At 70.6% G+C, this 19525-nt stretch carries 15 protein-coding genes; 5 read left to right on the top strand and 10 right to left on the bottom strand.

Features of this window, described 5'->3' with window-relative positions:
- Window positions 1–146 precede the first annotated feature (146 nt).
- From ACFYPG_RS26705 to ACFYPG_RS26695, 3 genes are all read right to left on the bottom strand, one after another.
- A complete protein-coding gene (locus tag ACFYPG_RS26705; protein ID WP_387354229.1) occupies window positions 147–596 on the bottom strand; it encodes a hypothetical protein in 450 nt (149 codons plus the stop codon).
- Between the two features lie 321 nt (window positions 597–917).
- A complete protein-coding gene (locus tag ACFYPG_RS26700; protein WP_387354228.1) occupies window positions 918–4889 on the bottom strand; it encodes a CARDB domain-containing protein in 3972 nt (1323 codons plus the stop codon).
- A gap of 438 nt (window positions 4890–5327) precedes the next feature.
- Entirely contained in the window at window positions 5328–5879 is a 552-nt protein-coding gene (locus ACFYPG_RS26695; RefSeq protein ID WP_387354227.1) for a GNAT family N-acetyltransferase, read from the bottom strand.
- Window positions 5880–5930: 51 nt separating this feature from the next.
- Here ACFYPG_RS26695 and ACFYPG_RS26690 point away from each other — a divergent pair, with 51 nt between their 5' ends.
- Complete coding sequence (locus ACFYPG_RS26690; RefSeq protein WP_387354226.1) at window positions 5931–6803, top strand: YhjD/YihY/BrkB family envelope integrity protein; 873 nt, start codon at window positions 5931–5933, stop codon at window positions 6801–6803.
- 81 nt (window positions 6804–6884) lie between these two features.
- Here the strand turns inward: ACFYPG_RS26690 and ACFYPG_RS26685 are convergent, their stop codons facing one another.
- From ACFYPG_RS26685 to ACFYPG_RS26670, 4 genes are read right to left on the bottom strand one after another with little or no spacing between them, the layout of a single operon-like run.
- Window positions 6885–8096, bottom strand: a complete 1212-nt coding sequence (locus tag ACFYPG_RS26685) for an ABC transporter permease (protein ID WP_387354225.1) — start codon at window positions 8094–8096, stop codon at window positions 6885–6887.
- Window positions 8093–8782: an ABC transporter ATP-binding protein gene (locus ACFYPG_RS26680; protein ID WP_387354249.1), complete on the bottom strand. Its 690-nt coding sequence runs from the start codon at window positions 8780–8782 to the stop codon at window positions 8093–8095. The genes ACFYPG_RS26685 and ACFYPG_RS26680 overlap by 4 nt, the downstream gene beginning before the upstream one ends.
- The gene (locus tag ACFYPG_RS26675) at window positions 8782–9915 is read right to left on the bottom strand and encodes a hypothetical protein (RefSeq protein ID WP_387354224.1); all 1134 of its coding nucleotides are present in this window, start codon (window positions 9913–9915) and stop codon (window positions 8782–8784) included. The genes ACFYPG_RS26680 and ACFYPG_RS26675 overlap by 1 nt, the downstream gene beginning before the upstream one ends.
- The gene (locus tag ACFYPG_RS26670; protein ID WP_387354223.1) at window positions 9902–10516 is read right to left on the bottom strand and encodes a hypothetical protein; all 615 of its coding nucleotides are present in this window, start codon (window positions 10514–10516) and stop codon (window positions 9902–9904) included. Before ACFYPG_RS26670 ends, ACFYPG_RS26675 begins: the two co-directional genes overlap by 14 nt.
- A 113-nt stretch (window positions 10517–10629) precedes the next feature.
- On the opposite strand from ACFYPG_RS26670, the gene ACFYPG_RS26665 reads away from it, so the two are divergent.
- The 3 genes from ACFYPG_RS26665 (at window position 10630) to ACFYPG_RS26655 (ending at window position 14929) form a co-directional block, all read left to right on the top strand.
- Window positions 10630–11325: a response regulator transcription factor gene (locus ACFYPG_RS26665; protein WP_355005218.1), complete on the top strand. Its 696-nt coding sequence runs from the start codon at window positions 10630–10632 to the stop codon at window positions 11323–11325.
- Window positions 11315–13201 (top strand): ATP-binding protein, encoded by a 1887-nt coding sequence (locus ACFYPG_RS26660; protein WP_387354222.1) that lies wholly within the window; start codon window positions 11315–11317, stop codon window positions 13199–13201. The genes ACFYPG_RS26665 and ACFYPG_RS26660 overlap by 11 nt, the downstream gene beginning before the upstream one ends.
- 132 nt (window positions 13202–13333) lie before the next feature.
- Window positions 13334–14929, top strand: coding sequence for a phytoene desaturase family protein (locus ACFYPG_RS26655; RefSeq protein WP_387354221.1), 1596 nt, complete (start codon window positions 13334–13336; stop codon window positions 14927–14929).
- Window positions 14930–15025: 96 nt separating this feature from the next.
- Here ACFYPG_RS26655 and ACFYPG_RS26650 read toward each other — a convergent pair whose 3' ends face one another.
- Window positions 15026–16606 carry a Rieske 2Fe-2S domain-containing protein gene (locus ACFYPG_RS26650; RefSeq protein ID WP_355005221.1) on the bottom strand — a complete coding sequence of 527 codons (1581 nt, stop codon included), beginning with the start codon at window positions 16604–16606 and terminating at the stop codon, window positions 15026–15028.
- 198 nt (window positions 16607–16804) lie between these two features.
- On the opposite strand from ACFYPG_RS26650, the gene ACFYPG_RS26645 reads away from it, so the two are divergent.
- Complete coding sequence (locus ACFYPG_RS26645; RefSeq protein WP_036412111.1) at window positions 16805–17026, top strand: DUF2631 domain-containing protein; 222 nt, start codon at window positions 16805–16807, stop codon at window positions 17024–17026.
- An 87-nt stretch (window positions 17027–17113) separates the two neighbouring features.
- Here the strand turns inward: ACFYPG_RS26645 and ACFYPG_RS26640 are convergent, their stop codons facing one another.
- Window positions 17114–18280: a DivIVA domain-containing protein gene (locus ACFYPG_RS26640; protein ID WP_355005222.1), complete on the bottom strand. Its 1167-nt coding sequence runs from the start codon at window positions 18278–18280 to the stop codon at window positions 17114–17116.
- A 31-nt stretch (window positions 18281–18311) separates the two neighbouring features.
- Window positions 18312–19469: a 23S rRNA (adenine(2503)-C(2))-methyltransferase RlmN gene (gene rlmN, locus ACFYPG_RS26635; RefSeq protein WP_355005223.1), complete on the bottom strand. Its 1158-nt coding sequence runs from the start codon at window positions 19467–19469 to the stop codon at window positions 18312–18314.
- Window positions 19470–19525: the final 56 nt, after the last annotated feature.

The following is a 19525-nucleotide window of genomic DNA, read 5'->3' as shown; positions in this document are numbered from 1 at the left end:
CATCTACCACCACGACGGCCACCCCCTCGGCCACTTCCACCTCACCCCCGAACGGACCTACACCACCCTCACCCGAGCAGCCTGATCAACAACACCTGACACATCTATCGGGACTTCCCCTTGACACATGTCTCGGGACACGACAGTCATGGCCGAACGGAAACTGTCCAAGATCTGCGGGCCGGCGCCCGACTCGTCGTGGTCCGGTGCCGCACGACGGCCAGCCAGACCGCTGCGCCGACGCAGAGGACGGCCAGCAGGGACAGCAGCACCAGGGCCGGGTTGACCCAGACGGGCACCAGGTCGTAGGTGGCGTTGCATCGGTCGCGGAGCGGGAACCACATCGACGACTCACGCCAGTGCGCGGCGCGGTAGGCACTGTCGTAGCTGACGCCGGCCTGTCGGCAGGACTCCTCCGAGCTCATGGAGGAACCCGCGAACGCGCCGACGAACCAGGTGACAGCGGTGGCGACGATCGAGAGCCCGGCCGTCGCGGCGAACCAGCCCGGAGTCTTCCAGCCGCCGGTGAGCAGAGGTCGGCCCCAGAACCAGAGCACAAGCAGAGCGGGTACGGCGAGGCAGAGCCCGGTCGTCACGACACCCATCCTGATTCGTCAGCCTCCCGCCAGCGAGCCAGCCTTGATCATCGCACGGGCCGGCTCACCGCCGCGAACATGACGACGGCCGTCCAGGCCGACGGGGTGAAGGTTCGGCGAGACCACGCTCAGCGAGGAGGTCGCGCAGTTCCTGCGTACCCGAGTGTTCTGTGACGGCTCGGCGGGGCCGTGCGCTGCCGGCGGCGCGACGCCCACGACGGACCCTGTGCTGCGGCGATCGACTCGGCTTCATGGAAATCGGGGCGTCCGCAGTCCGCGGACACCCCGACTTCACTGAAACCGTGTTGATCAAGCGGCGAACTAGCCGCCGGTGATGACGAACTGTGAGCCCGGCTGGATGACGATGTTGCCGTCGGCCGAGTTGGTGATTGTCACGTTCGTCAGGTTGGCGTTGCCGCGCGCTCCGCTCATCGCGAGGATGCCGGCGCCGTTGTTGGACTTGTCGATCCGTACGTTGGTGATGGCGAGGTTCGGGATGTTTCCGCCACCGTTCTTGAACTGGATGCCGTCGAAGGTCGAGTCGATGATGTCGGTGTCCCGGATGGTGACTCCGACGATGTCCCTGGTGGCCGGGAAGATCGTGATGGCACCGAACTCCTGGTCCTCGTTCCAGAACGCGCCGCCGGTGCGGTAGAGCCCGTTGTTGGCGATCAGCGTCGTGCCGGAGAACGGCAGCGGGTCGTGGTCGGTCGCCAGCATGATGCCCGGGTAGTTGGCGGTGTCGTAGATCAGGTTGTTCTGGATCGAGTTGTCGTAGCCGCCGTAGATGGCGATGCCGTTCGCCCGCCAGGGCAGCTGGATGGTGTTGTTGACGAAGTGGTTGTCGTGGGCGATGTCGACGTTGCGGTCCTTGACGTACGGGTTGGCCCAGACGGCGAGCGCGTCGTCGCCAGTGGTGCGGAACGACGAGTTGAACACCCGCGAGTTGCGCGTGCCGTTGCTGAAGTTGATGCCGTCGGCGTACGTGTTGCGGATCCGCATGCCGCTGAAGTCCAGCCCGTCGGCCGGCCCCCACAGGTCGGGGATGTTGTCGTAGTCGCGACCCACCCAGACGCCCACGTTGGCGTGCTCGATCCAGACGTTGCTGATCTTCGTGCCGGCGCCGAAGCGACCGTTCAGACCGACGCCACCCTCGGCGTTGCCGTCACCGCCGCGGATCCGGCCCGAGCCGAAGATGGCGATGTCGGAGATCTGGGTGTTCTTGTCGATGTCGAAGCCGAAGTTGCCCTCGTGCGGGTGGTTGATGCCGCCCACCACGTTCTGCGGCTCGGTCAGCGTGTAGAGCTGCGAGTGCCACATGCCGGCGCCCCGGATCGTGACGTTGCTGATGCCGACCTGGTTGTGCATGCCCCGGTTCAGCGGGTCGTCGGTCAGGATCTTCTGCTCCTGCCGCCACTGCCCGGCGGGAATCCAGACGCAGCTGATGACACCGTTCTGGTCGTCGGTCACCGCCCGCTGGATGGCTGCGGTGTCGTCGATCCCGTCGTTCGCAACCGCGCCGTACGAGGTGATCGAGGTGCAGCCGGCCGGCTGGCTCGCCGGCCCCGCCACCTGCTCCAGGTCGATCATGTCGATGACGTAGAAGGAGGCGGTGTCACCCGAGTCGCGCTGCAACTTGAAGCGGGTGCCGGCCGGGTACGACTGCGCCAGCAGCGCGTTCGACTCGTCGAAGAGCCGCCGGGCGTCGGCCTGCGGGGTGTTGGTCAGCGCCTCCGGCCCGTCGGTGTTGCCGTAGAGCCAGCTGTGCTTCGACGACAGTGTCAACTTCCGGGAGAAGACGTCGTTGACGTAGAGGCTGATGGTCGCCTCGATGCCGCCGCCACCGGGCGCGTCCGGGATGGAGTTGCGCACGACGATGGAGTTGGCCTGGTTGGCAGAGGTGAACTCGACGAACTGGCCGGTGCTGGTGAGCCGTACCGACTTGCGCCCCGAGGACTCGCTGGCGAAGTTGGTGTGTCCGAACGTCCGCAGGGCGTCGGTCTCCAGCAGCGCGCCCTGGTAACGACCGGCCTCCGCCTCGTAGGAGACGTACGGGACGGCTGCCCCACGCCCGACCACTATCGACTGGCTGAACGCGTTGTTCGTCTCGTTGGTCTCGGCGACCACGTTCGTGGCGTCGGCGGTGGCGGTGAGGGTGGCGCCGCCGCTGGTGGCGGTCCAGGTGCCGCTGACGGCCACGGTGACCGTCGCGCCGGCGGCGATCGAGGCGGTGTTGGTGTTGAGCGTGGTGCTGCCCGCCACCAGTCGGGTGACGGTGGTCGCGCCGGTCGCGGTGGTGCCCCGGTTGCGAACCGTCACGGTGAAGGTGACGGACGCCCCGACGGCCGGGTTCGGCGGGTTCGAGGCGATGCTGAGCACCTGAAGGTCCGGGCCCGGGGCCTGCGCCACCACCAGCGGCGACGCCGCCGTGAAGCTGTTGTTGCCGTTGTTCTGCTCGACGATCGTGTTCGCCGGGTCGACCACCGCCGAGACGGCGTAGCTGCCCATCGGCCGGGTACCGGCGTTGAACGACACAGTGGTCGAGGCGCCCGCGGCGAGCGCGCCCACCGAGGCGCTGCCGACGACCGCGCCGGCCAGACTGAAGTTCACTGTCGTCGCACCGGCTGACGCCGAGCCGATGTTCTGCACCACCGCCGAGAGGGTGACCGGAGAGACCTCGCTGGGCGACGAGGGCGACCAGGTCACCGAGCTGACGACCAGGTCCGGGTTGGGCGCCGGGGTGCCGCACACCTCAAGCTCGGCGACCTGGCCGGACGGGGCACCGGTGTTACCGGTGAACCGCAACTGCACGTCCGCTGTGGTCGCGCTGACCGGGATGGTCACCACGTTGCTGCCCTGGACGAACTGGTAGGCCACCGCCGACACCAGGCTGGTGTACGAGGACGAGGCCTGGTCGCGGCCGAGGACCTGGATGGTCTGGGTACGGGTGCCCCAGGACGAATCCGGGTTGAGCTTCACAGTGACACCGGAGATGGAGTGGTTCGCGCCGAGCGCCACTGTCAGGTTCTGCGGGTAGCTCGCCGCGCCCTCCCAGTAGGTGGAGAGCTGCCCGTCGTTCGCCTTGTCCGGGGTGAAGCTGAAGGTCGAGCCGCTCGCCGTCATGCTCTTGCCCTGCGCCACGTTGGTGCAGGCCGGCGGGTTGCTGCCGGTCCGGGTGACGGTGTTGCTGGTGCCGGAGAGGTTGCCGGCTCCGTCGCGGGCCCGGACGTGGTAGGAGACGGTCGCCGTCGCCGGCTGGGTGTCCTGGTAGGTGAGGACGGTGCCCAACGTGGCGATCAGGCTGCCGCCCCGGTAGACGTTGTAACCGGCGAGCCCGCTGCCACCGGAGTCGGTGGAGGCTCCCCAGGTGAGCGTGATCGTGCTGCCCGACGTGCTCTGCGACAGCGTCCCCGGGACGCTCGGCGCGGTGGTGTCACCACTGCCGGTACGGGTCACCGTGTTGCTGTTGCCGGACAGGTTGCCGGCCGCGTCGCGGGCCCGGACGAAGTACGACACTGTCGCCGTGGCCGGCTGGGTGTCGTTGAAGGTGGTCACGTTGCCGACGGACTGGAGGAACGCGCCGTTGCGGTAGACGTCGTAGCCGGCGATGCCGCTGCCGCCCGCGTTGTCGGTCGACGCGACCCAGTTGAGGCTGATGGTGGTGCCCGACTGGGTGTACGAGAGGTTGCCGGGAACGCTCGGCGCTGTGGTGTCCGGGGTGGTGCCGCCGCTGCCGTACACCTCCAGTTCGGAGAGCTGCCCGGCCGGCCAGCCGCTGTTGGCGGTGATGGTGATCCGGACGTAGCGGGTGGAGGTCGAGCTGAAGTTGATCGTGGCGGTGCTGCCGCTCGCCGGGTTGAAGGTGTACGTCTGCGACCCGACCAGGTCGGTGAAGGACGAACCGTTGGTGCTGCCCCGCACGCTCAGCGTCTGCGTCCGGGTCCCCCAACCGGAGGTCGGCAGCTTCAGAACTACCTGGTTGACGCTCTGCGACGAGCCGAGATCGACCTGCACCCACTGGGGGAACGCGTTGTTGACGCTCTCCCAGTAGCTGCCCGCGTTGCCGTCGACGACCTTCGACGAGTCGTAGACGTCGGCGTGGCCGCTCTCCTGGGTGGGACGGCCCTGGGCGAGGTTGGTGGCCGCCGGGGCGAAGGCGCTCGGTGCTGCTGCGGCCGCCTCGGTGGGGCGGGCCGCGGCGGCCGGGTTCGCGAGGGCGGTCGCCCCGGCCGTCGCGATCAGCGCGGCGGCGGCCGTGGCCGCCACCATCCTGAACAGGTTCGTTCGTCTCATCACTGTCCTTGTCGTCGGGGGACGGTTGCCGCGGTGGCTGGACCACGGGGGTGGGGGGTGCGGCGGTGCAGCGCCGGCCGACGCGAGAGGGCCGGTGTCGAGAGAGACGGGTGGTGCGGGCGGCGCGGGGGCGCCGACCGCCGTGGAAACACCAGAGGGGTACGACCATCAACGGGCCTCCCCAGGAGGCCCGTTGAATCTTCCGAGTACGTGCACAGAACCGTGCACGCCTTTGTCGAAATCTTGCGTTACTTTGGCCCAAAGGTTACTGACGTGCTACGGGAGCGTCAACACTTCGACCGCCGTGACTATTGATGGACTTGTCTGCCCTGAGGGTCGACCTGCCCATAATTTCGGGGAAGGTGCTGCCTCCCGACGACCGGAGGCAGCACCTTCCCCGAAGTTGCGCGGATCTTGCGTCAGGTCGTGCGGGAACGATCAGGCATCTGGTGCGGTCAGCACGAACGTCTCCAGCAGCTCCCCGCCGTACCAGTCGGTGCGCTGGCCGACATGGGTCATGCCCAGCCTCCGCGCGACAGCCATCGACGGCTCGTTGCCCGGCGCCACGACCGCGTAGATCTCCCGGGTACCGGCGGCGAACTCCCGGTCGACCACCGCGCGGGCCGCCTCGGTGGCGAAGCCGTGGCCCCACGCGTCCGGGTGCAGGTGCCAACCCACCTCGATGTCGTCGCTCCGACGCGACTCGTCGCGCCCCGGCAACGGCTTGAGCAGAACCGTGCCCACCACCTGACCCGCCTCCCGTACCTCGATCGCCCAGGTGCCATACCGGCCGCCGTCGGCGGCGTGCCGCTCCTGCCAGATCCGCAGCCGCTCGACGGCCTGCGCCGGGTCGGTCAGCGGCAGGCCCGGCGCGACTCCCAACCAACGGCTGATCTCCGGGCGGGAGTAGATGTCGTAGATCCGGGCCAGATCAGCCGGATCGGCGGTCCAATCGCGCAGGATCAGGCGTTCGGTGGTGAGAACAGTCATGACCGGCGATCTTAAGGAGTGACAGCCCCGACGACAGGGAAGGAGGACCCGATGGGCAACGGATGGCAGCGCACGAAACGGATCACCAGTGCGGCGTTCCGTCCGGTGCGCGGACGGGACCTGTCGCTGCACGCCGCCGCGATCACCTTCTACGGGGCGATCGCCGTGGTGCCGGTCGCCCTGCTGGCGATCTGGCTCACCGCGCTGGTGGCCGGGGCCGACCAGGTACGCCGGCTCACCTCGTACGCCGTGGAGGCCCTGCCCACCGCGATCGGCGCGCCCCGGGCGGTGGAGGCACTGGTCGACGCAGGGGTGGGGTTGACCCCGCTGCTGGCGCTGGCCTCCCTGCTGCCCGCCTCGCTGTACGGCGAGGGCCTGCGTCGGGCGTTCGTCTCGGTGGCCGCGCCCCGCTCCGACGAGCACCTGGTTGGCTGGCGGGGCCGACTCCTGCTGCTGCCACTGCTCGCGCCGGCCCCCGCGCTGCTGCTGTCGATCCTGCTGGCGCTTCCGCTCACCACCCGCCTCGTACGCCAGGGCGGTTGGCTCGGTGTGCTCGGCGTGGTGCTGTCGTTCCTGGCGGTCTGGCTGGTGCTGACGCCGGTGCTGGTGTGGGTGTTCCGGGTCGTCGGGCCGGCCTCACCGGACTGGCTCTCCACCCTCGGGATCGGGTCGTTCACCGCGGCGAACCTCTCCGGGTTCCTGCACGGCTTCGTGCTCTTCGCCTCGCTCCCACTGGACCTGGGAGTGCCCTTCGGCGGCTTCGACGACATCGGCGCCGGCGTGGCCGTCCTCCTCTGGCTCTACCTGTTCCACGTGATCGTCCTGGCCGGCTACTCCGCCACCCTGGCCCTCGCAAACTGGCGCACCAACCGCCAGACCCCCACCCCCACCCCGTCCCCCTCCCCCGGCCCGTCGCCCCGTTGATCATGAAGTTATTGCCGCGACACGCCGCGCCGAGTGGCAATAACTTCATGATCAACCAAGGGAATCGGGCGGCGGGACCTGTCACGGGGTTGCCAGGGCTTCGGTGGGGGTTTGGCGGGCGGCTCGGATTGACGGGTAGACGCCGGCCACCACGCCTACCAGGAGGGCGGCGGTCACTCCGCCGAGCACAGCAGGCAGTGGGATGGTGGGCGGCCAGCCCTGGTAGCTGGCGTAGCCGACCGTGGCGAGCACCCCCAGGGCGGCCCCGGCGGCACCGCCGAGCACGCTGAGCAGCACCGACTCGGTGAGGAACTGCACCCGGATCTGGCCGCGGCTCGCGCCGAGCGCCCGGCGCAGGCCGATCTCCCGACGGCGTTCCAGCACGGAGATGACCATCGTGTTGGCCACGCCGATGCCGCCGACCAGCAGGGCCACCGCCGCCAGCCCGAGGAACAGCGCCGAGAAGCTGTCCTCGGTGGCCCGTTTCGCGGCGAGCGCGTCGGAGGGGCGGCTGACCTGGACCAGCCCGGGCAACTGCGGGTTGAGGGTGGCTGGCAGCACGGCACGGACGTCCTCCAACGCGTCCTCCCTGGCCCGCAGGTAGACGACGGTGGGGTGACCGTCGAAGCCGAGCATGGCCCTGGCGGCGTCCCACCCGACCAGCACCGAACGGTCGAGATCCGGAGATAGCGGCAACGGGTCCAGGATGCCGATCACCGTGAACCAGCGCTCGCCGATGAACACCTGGGGTGGTTGTCGCGGGTCCACAGTGGCGAAGCCGAGCCGGCTCGCCGCGACGTAGCCGAGGACGGCGGTCGGAAGCCGGGCCGACCCGTCGTCGAGGGCCCGGCCGCTGCGGACCCGGCCGTTGACGGTCCCCAACAGGTCCGGCCGGGACGCGAGCACGGTGAGCCCGGACGTGTCGTACCGGTCCAGCAGCTCGTTGCGGCGCACGGCGGTGTGGGTGTTCGCGACCGCGCTCGCCGCGTGGACCGGCCCGATCCGCGACGCCATGGCGGCGGCCTCCTCGGGCAGGAGGACGGGCGGGTTCTGATCGGGCACGGGTTCGGCCCGCAGCAGGTTGGTGCCGAGGGCGGAGAGCTGCTCCATCAGGTCGCGCTGGCTGGACGCGGGGATACCCACCACGACGACCAGCGTGGCGATGCCGATGGAGATGCCCAGGGCGGAGAGGACCGCCCGCATCCGACGGGTGGTCAGGCCGAGCAGACCGAGCCGGAGTACGTCGGCCGGGGCGAGCCGGGTCGACCGGGTGCCACCCGGGGACGCGCTCACGCCCCGCTCCCGGCGACGGTGTCGGCGACGATCCGGCCGTCGCGGATCTCCACCTGTCGAGGCGTACGGGCGGCGAGATCGCGGTCGTGGGTGATCACGGCGATGGTGGTGCCCTCCGCGTTGAGGTCGGTGAGCAGGTCAAGAACCGCCTCCCCGTTCGCCGTGTCGAGGGCGCCGGTCGGCTCGTCGGCCAGCACCAGCGCCGGCTCGTTGACGAGCGCCCGAGCTATCGCCACCCGCTGCCGCTCCCCGCCGGAGAGCTGCTGCGGCAGGTGGTTCACCCGGTGCGCCAGGCCGACCCGGGCCAACGCCTCGATCGCGGTGCGGCGACGGCGACGACGGGGCACCCCGGCGTAGAGCAGGCCGGTGGCGACGTTCTCGGCGGCATCCAGGCCGTCGGTGAGGTGGAACTGCTGGAAGACGAAACCGAGCCAGCGGCCCCGCAGCGCGGAGAGCCGCCGGTCGGACAGCGCGGTGACCTCCTGCCCGGCGACGCGTACCCGACCGCTGGTCGGCAGGTCGAGGGTGCCCATGATGTTCAGCAACGTGGACTTGCCGGACCCGGACGGCCCGACGATGGCGAGCATCTCGCCGGCGCGCACGGTCAGTGAGACGTCGTCCAGTGCGGTCACCCCGCCGGGGTACGTCCTGCTGACTCCCTCGACGTTCAGCACCGCTTCGGCGATCACGATGCCGTCACCACGTCGAGGCCCTCGATCACACCGGTGCCGCTGACCTCGACCAGGCCCCGGGCGAACATCCCGGTCTCCACGGCCACCAGCGCGCCGTCGGGCAGTTGCAGCGCATGCCCACCCTCGCGGAGCGCCACCAGCGCGCCGATCGGCACCGCGAGCACCCCCTTGTGAACGGCGTTGGTGAAGCGGACCTGGACCGTGGCCGCGTCCAGCTTGGCCACGTCCGCCGCCCGGGTCGGTGCGACGAGGACGTCCACGGTGGGCGGGCTGCCCTGCCCGGTGCCGCCGTCCGACCCCCCGCCGCGCACCGTCTGCGAGATCGAGGCGACCTTTGCCGGGATCTCGGTGCTGTCCGGCAGGGCGACGACCACGGCCGCGCCCACCGTGATGGCGCCGACGTCGGTGGCCCCGACCGGCACAGTGACCAGCTTGACCTTCTCGGTGACGGCCAGCAGCTCACCGGCGACCGGGTCACCGGGCAGCGCCTTCACCGCGCTGATTCGGGCCGGCCCGGTCAGCACCGCGACCCGCCCGACCCCGATCGTCCCGGTCGGGTCCAGACCGAGGGCCTGCTGCCACTTCTTGATCGCGCCGACGAGGCTCGTGGTGAGCAGGGCCTGACCCGTGCCGACCTTCGTGCCGTCGGTGGCCCGGGACGGCTGCGAGCCGGTGTGGTAGCCCAGCGCCTTCAGGTTGTCCGACACGATCCGTACGTCGCTGCCCACCAGACCCGGCTTGTCGAGCGTGCGAAAGAGCGGCGTCCCGCCGAACAGCACCGGCACCGGCCGGTCGTTGACCCAGTAGAGCGGCTTACCCCGGGCCACAGTGTCGCCCACCTTCGGCAGCCGGGTGACAACGCCCTCCCCGGCACCCTTCACCAACCGCTCCGGGCCGAAGCCGAGCGTGCCGTTGAGCGAGCGGCTGTCCGACAGGTCGGCCCGGGTCACTGTCGTCGTGGTGACCGGCGGCGGTGCGCTAGCGACATCACCGCCGGGGTGACGCCGCAGAGCCAGCGCACCGACGCCGGCACCGACGGCGACCACCACTGTCACCGCCGCCACCACGATCGCGGTACGCCGGGTCGTCCGCCGGCCAGGATCATCGCTCGGGTTACTTCTTGGCACCGAAGATCTCCATAGTGCATTCCCTCTCGACCTTGTCCATCCCCGGACCCCCAAGTCCGCTGGTCGGGTCGGCGACGCCGTCGTCGTAGGTCCAGCCGGAGCCGTCCGGCAGTGAGTGGATCTTCAGCCCTCGCCCGCGCAGGCACTGGACGTAGTCGTTCCACTGGCTCACGTAGTTCGGGTTCTTCTCCGGGTCCAGCTCCGGCGGCTGGAGCGGCAGCTTGTTCGCGCACGCCACGTACGCCGCCTTCGGCTCCCCGCTCTGGTCCAGCGACAGGCCCGTGCCGTCCCCCACCGGGCCGGGTTGTGACCGGCCGTCGTTCAGCTTCACGCCGTTGTCGTGCAGACAGATGTTGTACGTCCCCCAGAGCCGCTCCTCCTCCTCGTCGGTCATGTCCAGGCGTAGCTGCGGTCGACCGTTGGTGGCACCACCGGCCGGGGTGGCGCTCGCCGGGGCGGACGGGTTGACGAGCGACGCGACGTCGCCGCTGGCGGTGTCCTTGTCGGCGCTGGACGCACCGCCGCCGCAGCCGGTGAGGGCGACGGCGAGCACTACGACCGCGGCGAGCCCGGCCGCGACCCGATGGGTTGGGTTGGTCATGGCGTGCAGCTTCACGCCCGGGTGTCAGAGACCTGTAAGGAAGCGGTCGTCATCCGATAGCCCCAGCTCAGCGGCCCTGCTGGAACCGGTCCGGGCCACGTACAGTCGCTGCCGTGTGTGCGTACGTGCTGGTAGCCGAGGACGACCAGAAGCAGGCGGAGTTGGCGCGCCGGTATCTGGAACGCGAGGGGCACGAGGTGACTGTGGTGGCCGACGGGCGGGCCGCCCTGGAGCAGATCCGTCAACGGCCCCCGGCGCTGCTCGTCCTCGACGTGATGATGCCGAAGGTCGACGGCCTGGACGTGTGTCGCATCCTGCGCCGGGAGTCCGACCTTCCGGTGCTCATGCTGACCGCCAGGTCGACCGAGGACGACCTGCTGCTCGGCCTCGACCTGGGCGCCGACGACTACATGACGAAGCCGTACAGCCCTCGCGAACTGGTCGCCCGGGCCCGCAGCCTGCTGCGCCGGGGCCAACGGACGCCGGCGGACCCGGTGCTGCGGGTCGGCGCCGTGCACGTCGACCCGGTGCGCCACGAGGTACGCAGCGACGGACGCCTCGTCGACTGCACACCCGGTGAGTTCCAACTGCTCCAGGCGATGGCCGCCCAGCCCTCCCGGGCGTTCACCCGGGATCAGCTCCTGGGCTACCTGCACGGGTTCGACAGGTACATCACCAACCGGACCGTCGACGTGCACGTGATGAACCTCCGCCGGAAGATCGAGCCGAACCCGCGCAAGCCGGCCCGGTTGGTGACCGTGTACGGCATCGGATACAAGCTCGTCGAAGAGTCACCCCGTGTCGGGTGAGGTCCCGCTGCGCCGCAGCCTGCTGCTCCGACTGCTGGCGCTGGCCGTCCTCATCGCCATCGGCTCGATCGCGGCGACCGCGTGGCTGGCCGTCCGCACCACCACCGGAGCGATCCGGCAGGAGCAGGGGCAGGCGCTCGCCGACGACGCGCGCATCTACGACACGGTGCTCGCGTACGCGGCGACCCACCCGACCTGGGACGGAGTCGACGCGGCCCTTCGGCCGCTCGCCCAGGACGTCGGCCGACGGATCGCCCTGACCACCGAGACCGGTGCGCTGATCGCGGACTCGGCACCCGGCGCGGGCCCCTTGCCGACGACGTCGTCCGCGACCGTCGACGCGCTCGCCGTCGACACCGCCCTGATACCCGGCACCACACTGCCGGGCGGCGGTGACGGCGGCACCACCCTGCCGAGGGGCAGCGGTGACGGCGGCACCAGCCGCATCGACCCGCGCACCACCGGGCCGTACCTGCTCCCGCCCGAGGAGCGCGCCGCGCTGCGCGACAAGGCGGCCCGGGCGGCCCAGTGTCTGCGGCTCCGGGCGCAGATCGACGCCACCGTCGTGGACGGGCCCACCGGCCGCCCCCGCCTCGACACCCCCGGCACCGACCTCGCCGACAGTGCCGCCTGCGGTCAGTTGAGGGAAGAACTCGCGGCCCGTACGGCCACCGAGGGCAAGGCGCTCGCCCAGCTCAACGCCCTGGTGAACACCTGCCTGGCGCGGCGGCGCCTGCCCGCCGTGCAGGTGGACCTGAACTGGACCTGGACGAGGCAGCCGGCGGCCAGCGCACCCGACTCCCGCAGCGCGGCCGGCGTCGACCAGGAGCACAACCGAGCGGTCAGCGCCTGCGTCGGCACCAGTCGACGCGAACAACTCCTCCCGTACGTCGCCCCGGCCGCGACCCTCTTCGTCACCGACCCGGGCGGTCGCCCCTCGACCACCTTCGACCTCTCCCCCGCCAACCAGACCCGCATCGTCGCGGTCGCCGGACTCGTCCTGCTGGTGGCGATCGGCTTCACCGTCCTCGCCGGCATCCGACTGACCCGTCCGCTGCACGCGCTGACCGGGGCCGCCCAACGGATGCGCGACGGCGACGGCGCCGCCCGGGTCCGGGTGACCGGCCGCGACGAGATCGCCCGGCTGGCCGAGGCCTTCAACGACATGGCCGAACGGCGGGAACGGCTGGAGCAGCTACGCCGGGCCATGGTCAGCGACATCGCCCACGAGATGCGGACGCCGGTGAGCAACATCCGGGGTTGGCTCGAAGCGGTCGAGGACGGCGTCGCGGCCCCCGACCGCCGGCTGCTCTCCTCACTGCTGGAGGAGGCGACACTGCTCCAACATGTGATCACCGACCTGCAGGACCTGGCCGAGGCCGACGCCGGCGCGCTGCGGCTGCACCATGAGCAGGTCTACCTCACCGACCTGCTCGCCCAGGTCGCGGAGGCGCACCGGGCCCAGGCCGACCGGCTCGGCGTCAGCATCACGGTACGCACCGAGGCCGACCCGCAGGTGGACGCCGACCCGGTCCGACTCCGCCAGGCCGTCGGCAACCTGGTGGCCAACGCGGTACGGCACACCCCGTCGGGCGGACGCGTGACGATCAGCGCCGGCGCGACCGACGCCGAGGTCATCATCTCGGTGACCGACTCCGGCAGCGGTATCAGCGCCGAGGACCTGCCCCGGGTCTTCGACCGCTTCTGGCGGGCCGAGAAGTCCCGGAGCCGGCAGACCGCAGGCAGCGGCCTGGGTCTCGCCATCGTGCGCAAGCTCACCGAGGCCCACGGCGGCACAGTGCGCGCCACCAGCACCCCCACCCAAGGCTCCACCTTCACCCTCCACCTCCCCCACCCGGCCCGCCGGCCTGGTTGATCATGAAGTTGTTGCCACTCGGCGCGGCGTGTCGCGGCAATAACTTCATGATCAACGGGACGGCGGGGTGGGGGTAGGCAAGAGGGCGGAAGGGGTGACCTGGGGTGGTGGGGCGGACTAGGCTGCCGCGGCATGAGCAGTGAGATTCCGGCCCGCGCCGACGTCGTGATCATCGGTGCCGGGCACAACGGTCTGGTCTCCGCAGTGCTGTTGGCCCGGGCCGGCCTGGACGTCCTCGTGCTGGAGGCAGCCGACGTGATCGGCGGCGCGACCCGCACCGAGAACCCGTTCCCGAAGGTGCCGGGGCTGCGCCACTCCACCGGGTCGTACCTGCTCGGGCTGATGCCTCCGGAGCTGCTCGCCACGCTCGACGTACGGATCCCGGTGCTACGCCGCGACCCGCACTACTTCCTCCCCACCCCGGGCGGCCTCGGCTCGCCGTACCTGCTCTTCGGCAGTGACACCGCCGCCACCCGGGCGGAGCTCGCCGAGTTCTTCTCCCCCGCCGACGTGGCCGCCGACGACGCCATGCAGGCCGAGCTGGCCGCGCTGCGGGAAGACCTCGCCCCGGCCTGGCTGGCCGAGCCGCTGAGCGTCCAGGAGACCGCCGAACGGCACGTCCGTCCGGCGCTGCGCCAGGTCTTCGTCGACCTCGTGCAGGGCTCGGTCGCCGACTACCTGGCCCGGTTCGAGTTCCGCTCGGAGCTGCTGGTCAGCATGTACGCGGTCACCGACGGCCTGTCCGGGCTCAACGCCGGCCCGGACGACCCCGGCACCGGCCACAACTTCCTCGTGCACAACATGTGCCGACTGCCCGGCTCCGGCGGCACCTGGATGATCGCCGAGGGTGGGATGGGCACCGTCTCCAGGACCTTCGCCGAAGCCGCGCGCGCCGCCGGAGCGACAATCCTGACCGGTACGCCGGTGCACGCGGTGACCATGGACGGCGGCGCGGCGAGCGGAGTGGTGCTGGCCGACGGTCGGGAGGTCGCCGCCCGGGTGGTGCTCGGCGCGTGTGACCCGTACCGGCTGATGGACCTGTTGCCCGACGGCGCGCTCCCGGCGCGGCTCGGCGAACGGATGGCTGCGGTCCGTCGGCCCGGCACCACCCTCAAGCTCAACCTGGCGCTCACCGGGCTGCCGCGGTTCTCCTGCCTGCCGGACGGCACGCCGAGCCCGTTCGGCTCGACCATCCACCTGCTGCCAGGGTCGGCGTCGCTGGTCGGCGGGGCGGAGACCTCACCGATGACCGCGCTGCGCGCCATGTGGGCGGACGTGCAGGCCGGGCTGCTGCCGGCGGAGCCCACCATCGAGTGGTACCTGCACACCACTGTCGAGCCGTCGCTCTCCGACGCCGCCGGGCACCACTCGTCGGCGCTCTTCGTCCAGTCCGTCCCCTACGAGTTGGCCGGCACCACCTGGGACGCGGAGCTGCCCGGCTACGTCGACCGGCTGCTCGGGATCGTCGAGCGGTACGCCCCCGGCACCGCCGAGCTGATCGCCGACGCGGTGCCGCTGCCGCCGCCCGGCATCGAGGAGCACTTCGGCATCACCGGCGGGCACATCCACCACGTCGACAACACCGTCTCGTTCACCGACCGGATGCCCTACGCCACCGGCGTCGACGGTGTGTACGCCGGCAGCGCCGGCTGCCACCCGGCCGGCAGCGTCATCGGCGCGGCCGGCCACAACGCCGCCCGCCGCATCCTCACCGACCTCGGCCGCTGACCGAACTCCCGCGATCTTGCACTTTCGGTCGCCGCTATGGGCGGTACGCCCTGCTTCGGCGCAACAGGAAGTGCAAGATCGCGGGTGGGGTGGGGGTCAGATCACTGCTTCGCCGGCCGGAGCGGGGGTTTCCGCGTCCACCCGGTGGGCTCGCACCTTGTGCCCGACGCTGGTCAGGCAGCGGCCGCTGGGCAGGTCGAAGCGCCAGCCGTGCAACTGGCAGGTGAGCTGGTCACCGTCGACGATGCCGAAGCGGGTCAGGTCCGCCTTCAGGTGCGGGCACCGCCGCTGCACCACCCAGTCGCCCAACGTGATGTCCTCGGCGTCGGTGCTGCGCTCGTGCTCGTCGTACCAGCCCTCGGCGTACTGGAGCCGCTCCTCGGAGAGGCACTTGAAGAACGCGTAGACGAACTCGTTGTACTGGCCGATCCGGGCCGCCGAGAACCGGCAGGACAGGAAGAGCGAGTTGACCCAGTCCACCTCGTCGATGAAGAGCAGGTGCTCGATCAGCGACCGCTCGGTCCGGAACCGGTAGCGCACCTTCTCGTCCGCGTACGGCCGGACCTCCTTGCCAGGGAAGTCCACCACGATCGACTCGACACTCTCGCCGTCGTACCCCACCAGGTCGAAACGGACCGGGCCACCGACCCCCTTGGCCAGGTAGATCGACTCGTCGAGCAGCGGTTCGATCCGACGCTTCATTTCGCCGAGCACGTCCACCTCGGGGTGCCGCCAGGACGCCTTCTCCGCCTCGATGATCGGGCGCTTGCGCTCCCGCATCTCCTCCAGGTGCGCGACCTTGTTCGCGAAGAACTCCTGCACCGGCACCGGGTGGGTGGTGCTCGCGCCCTCGGTGGTGACGTCGGCGACGCTGCCCGGCAGCAGCACGATCCCGTTGGTGCCGCCGACCTTGGCGTACTCCGACAGGAAGACGGACTGGTCGGGGAAGATGTTGCCCTCGTCGCCGTGGATGTCGTTGAACTGCCACAGCGCGTCGTCGAGGAAGCACGGCGGGCCGGCGATCGGGAAGACGTGATCGGCCTTCAGGTCGTCGATGTAGCGCCAGGTCCGGTCGAACTGCCGGTCACGCTTCTGCTTGCCGAACGCGGTCTTCGCCGCCTGCGGCAGCTCGTAGACCATCGGGTACCAGATCGCACCGGAGAACTGCAGCATGTGGGCGTGCACGTGGCCCAACTCGGCGAAGACACTCAGGTCGGTGGGGCGGGCGTCGTTCTGGTTGAGCAGCCGCACACCCTCGTACTCGACCCAGAGCGAGGAGTCGCCGATCGGCCCGTCGGTCGGGCTGGTCAACGCCTGAATCATGATCTTCAGGCCGCCGGGCAGCTCCACCACCTGCTCGTTGGGCGCCTTCAGGAACTTGGTGAAGCCCAGCGCCCGGAACTCGTCCTCCATCTCCGAGGTGGGGAACTCGGGGAGCAGGACCGTGGCGTCCTTCGAGATGAAGTCGCGCAGGTGCTTCGCGTCGAAGTGGTCCCGGTGCAGGTGGGAGACGTACAGGTAGTCGACCTGCCCCAGACTCTCCCAGTCCAGCAGTGAATTGTCGGGGAACGGGAACCACGACGCGAAGTAGGCCGGGTTGACCCACGGGTCGCACAGGATGCTGCCCGCGGCCGTGTCGATCCGCATGCTGGCGTGCCCGGTTCCGGTCACTCGCACCGCACAGTCCCCCTCAAACAGACAATCAGGTGTACGCCAAACGCTACCGGAGCGAGTCTGACCGCCGCCCCGCGACGCCGGTAGTGCCATCCAGCCCGGGTGGGGCAGGGCCGATGGCCAGGAAACCCCCACCCCACCGCACCGCGTACGAGGCGTGCCAGACTAACCAAAGATCCGATCGCGAGGGAAGGACCGACAGTGGCAGGAAGCGAGCCGGTAACGTCGCCAGACCAGCACAAGCCCGGGCACCGCAAGGCCGGGCAGATCGGCGCCGTGCTGTCCGCACTGGCGCTGCTGGCGATGATCTGCGGCAACCACGAGGGCAGGGTCGAGGACATCTGGCTGATCGGCCTGGCCGCGCTGCTGCTGATCATCGTGATCGGCGACATCGTGTTGCGGCGCAGCGGTCTGCGCTCCTGACCCGACCCACCGCCGGACGACCGGCCGACGTACGCCGAGGGCCCGCCCCCACCTGGGGGACGGGCCCTCGTCCGTATCGCGTCGGGGTCAGCGCCCGAAGAGAATGTCCTGCACGTCCTTCAGCGCGGCGTCGACCTCGGCCTCGAAGTAGCCACCCGGCACCAGGCCGAACCGGAGCGTGTCCAGGTCCTTCGGGTCGACCGGCATCGGGTTGCGGCGCTGCATGCCACCGAGCAGGGTGTCGAAGAACCGGTCCACCTGGTCGGGGTCGTACCCGCTGCCGAACCGGCGCACCTGGAAGCTGCGACGGATCTGGTCGACCCGGTACAGGTCGCTGCCGGGCGGACCGGCCATCGGCGGGCCACCCATCGGCGGACCGGCCACCGCAGGCGGACCGGCCATCGGCGGCGGACCAGCCATCGGCGGGCCACCCATGCCCTGCTGCGGCAGCTGAGGCGGACCGGCCGGACCACGGCGCATGTCGCGCAGCTCCCGCTCCGGCATCCGGATCTCGGCCGTCATGTCGGCGCGACCGTGCCGCCCGGCCTCGAAGCCGTCGAAGCGCGGCTCCTCCGGCGGCGGCGGATAGCCGCCGGGCGCGCGCTGGTCGTCCTGGCCGTACCCGCCTCGCTGGTCATCCGGGCCGTAACCACCGGGTGAGCGCTGGTCGTCCGGGGGGCCGTACCCGCTGGGACCGGCGGGCAGGCCGCGCTGCGGCATGCCGTGGCCACCCATCGGGCCGGGACCCATCGGGCCACCGGGACCCATCGGCGGGCCGGCCGGGCCACGTGGCGCGTCGTAACCACCGCCGCGGGGGGCGTCGTACCCACCGGCGAAGGCACCGGTCGGCTCGTCGTAGCGACCGTAGGGCGGGCCGGGCTGCGCGGGCATCGGCCGGGGCGGCATCGGCTGCGGGACCATGCCCCGGTCATCACGCATCGGCGGACCCATCCGGTCCGGTGGGCCCATCCGGTCACCCATCCGGGGGTCGCCGCCGCGTCCGGCGCTGTTGCGCTCCTCCAGCTCGGCCAGCTGCCGCTCGACCCGGTCCAGGTGCAGGTCGACCTGCCACTCGTCGTAGCCGTTGAAGCGGACCCGGAAGACGACGTCATGAACCTCCTGGGAGGCCACCGGGGCACCGACCTGTCGGCCGTCGAGCGTCGCCTCGACCCGGTCGAGGAAGGCATCCACCTCGTCGACCTTGTATCCCCGGCGGAGCGCCTTGCGCCGGAAACGCTGACCCTGACTCGCCACTATGTCTCCTGGTCTCGTTCGCCACGCCCGGTCACGCCGGTGCCTCTCCGGCGCGGTCGGTGTTGGTGTCGTTGTCTTCGGCAGCGGCAAGCTGGCCACACGCGCCGTCGATCTCGCGACCTCGGGTGTCCCGAACTGTGGTGGACACCCCGGCGTCGCGCAACCGCCGGACGAACTCCCGCTCGACCGGCTTCGGGCTCGCGTCCCAGCGGCTGCCCGGCGTCGGATTGAGCGGAATGAGGTTCACGTGGGCCAACTTGCCGGCCAGCAGCCGCCCGAGCAGGTCGGCTCGCCACGGCTGGTCGTTCATGTCCTTGATCATCGCGTACTCGATCGACACGCGGCGGCCCGTCCGGGCGGCGTAGTCCCACGCTGCGTCCAGCACCTCGGCTACCTTCCAGCGCTGGTTTACCGGCACGAGTTCGTCGCGCAGATCATCATCGGGCGCGTGCAACGACAACGCAAGGGTCACTGAGAGGTCTTCGCTGGCCAGTCGGTGGATGGCCGGAACCAGGCCAACCGTGGAAACGGTGATGTGCCGCTGGGACAGGCCGAGCCCCTCCGGAGCCGGGCTGACCAGCCGACGGATCGCCGCGATCACCCGGTTGTAGTTGGCCAACGGCTCGCCCATGCCCATGAAGACGACGCGCGACAATCTCGGCGGGGAACCCGCCACCACGCCGGAGGCCGCCACCCCGGCCATGTAGACCGCCTGGTCGACGATCTCCGCCGTCGACAGGTTGCGGGTGAGCCCGGCCTGACCGGTCGCGCAGAACGGACAGGCCATGCCGCAACCCGCCTGGCTGGAGATGCAGACGGTCACCCGGTCCGGGTAACCCATCAGCACGCTCTCCACCAGCGCACCGTCGTGCAGCCGCCAGAGCGCCTTGCGGGTCGCGCCGTCATCACAGGCCAGCTCGCGCACCGGGTTGAGCAACGTCGGCAGCAACTGGTCGGCCAGCCGCTCCCGGGTCGCCGCGGGCAGATCGGTCATCGCCTGCGGGTCGCGGACCAACCGCCCGAAGTAGTGGTTGGAGACCTGCTTGGCGCGGAAGGCCGGCTCACCCAGCCCGGTGACCAACGCCTGGCGACCGGCCAGGTCCAGGTCAGCGAGGTGCTGAGGGGGCATGGAGGCCCGGCGCGCGGCGGGGGCGACCGAGATGGCGGGGATCAAGGGCAGGCTCGTCATGGCTGGTCCAGTGTGTCACGCCGTCGGCGGTGGCTGCCGGTCCGGAGGTGTCGAAC

The sequence above is a fragment of the Micromonospora sp. NPDC005553 genome (assembly GCF_042871765.1).
Classification (GTDB): Bacteria; Actinomycetota; Actinomycetes; order Mycobacteriales; family Micromonosporaceae; genus Micromonospora.
The sequence above is the reverse complement of the archived record's forward strand: the minus strand, read 5'-3'. Positions and strand labels throughout refer to the sequence as shown.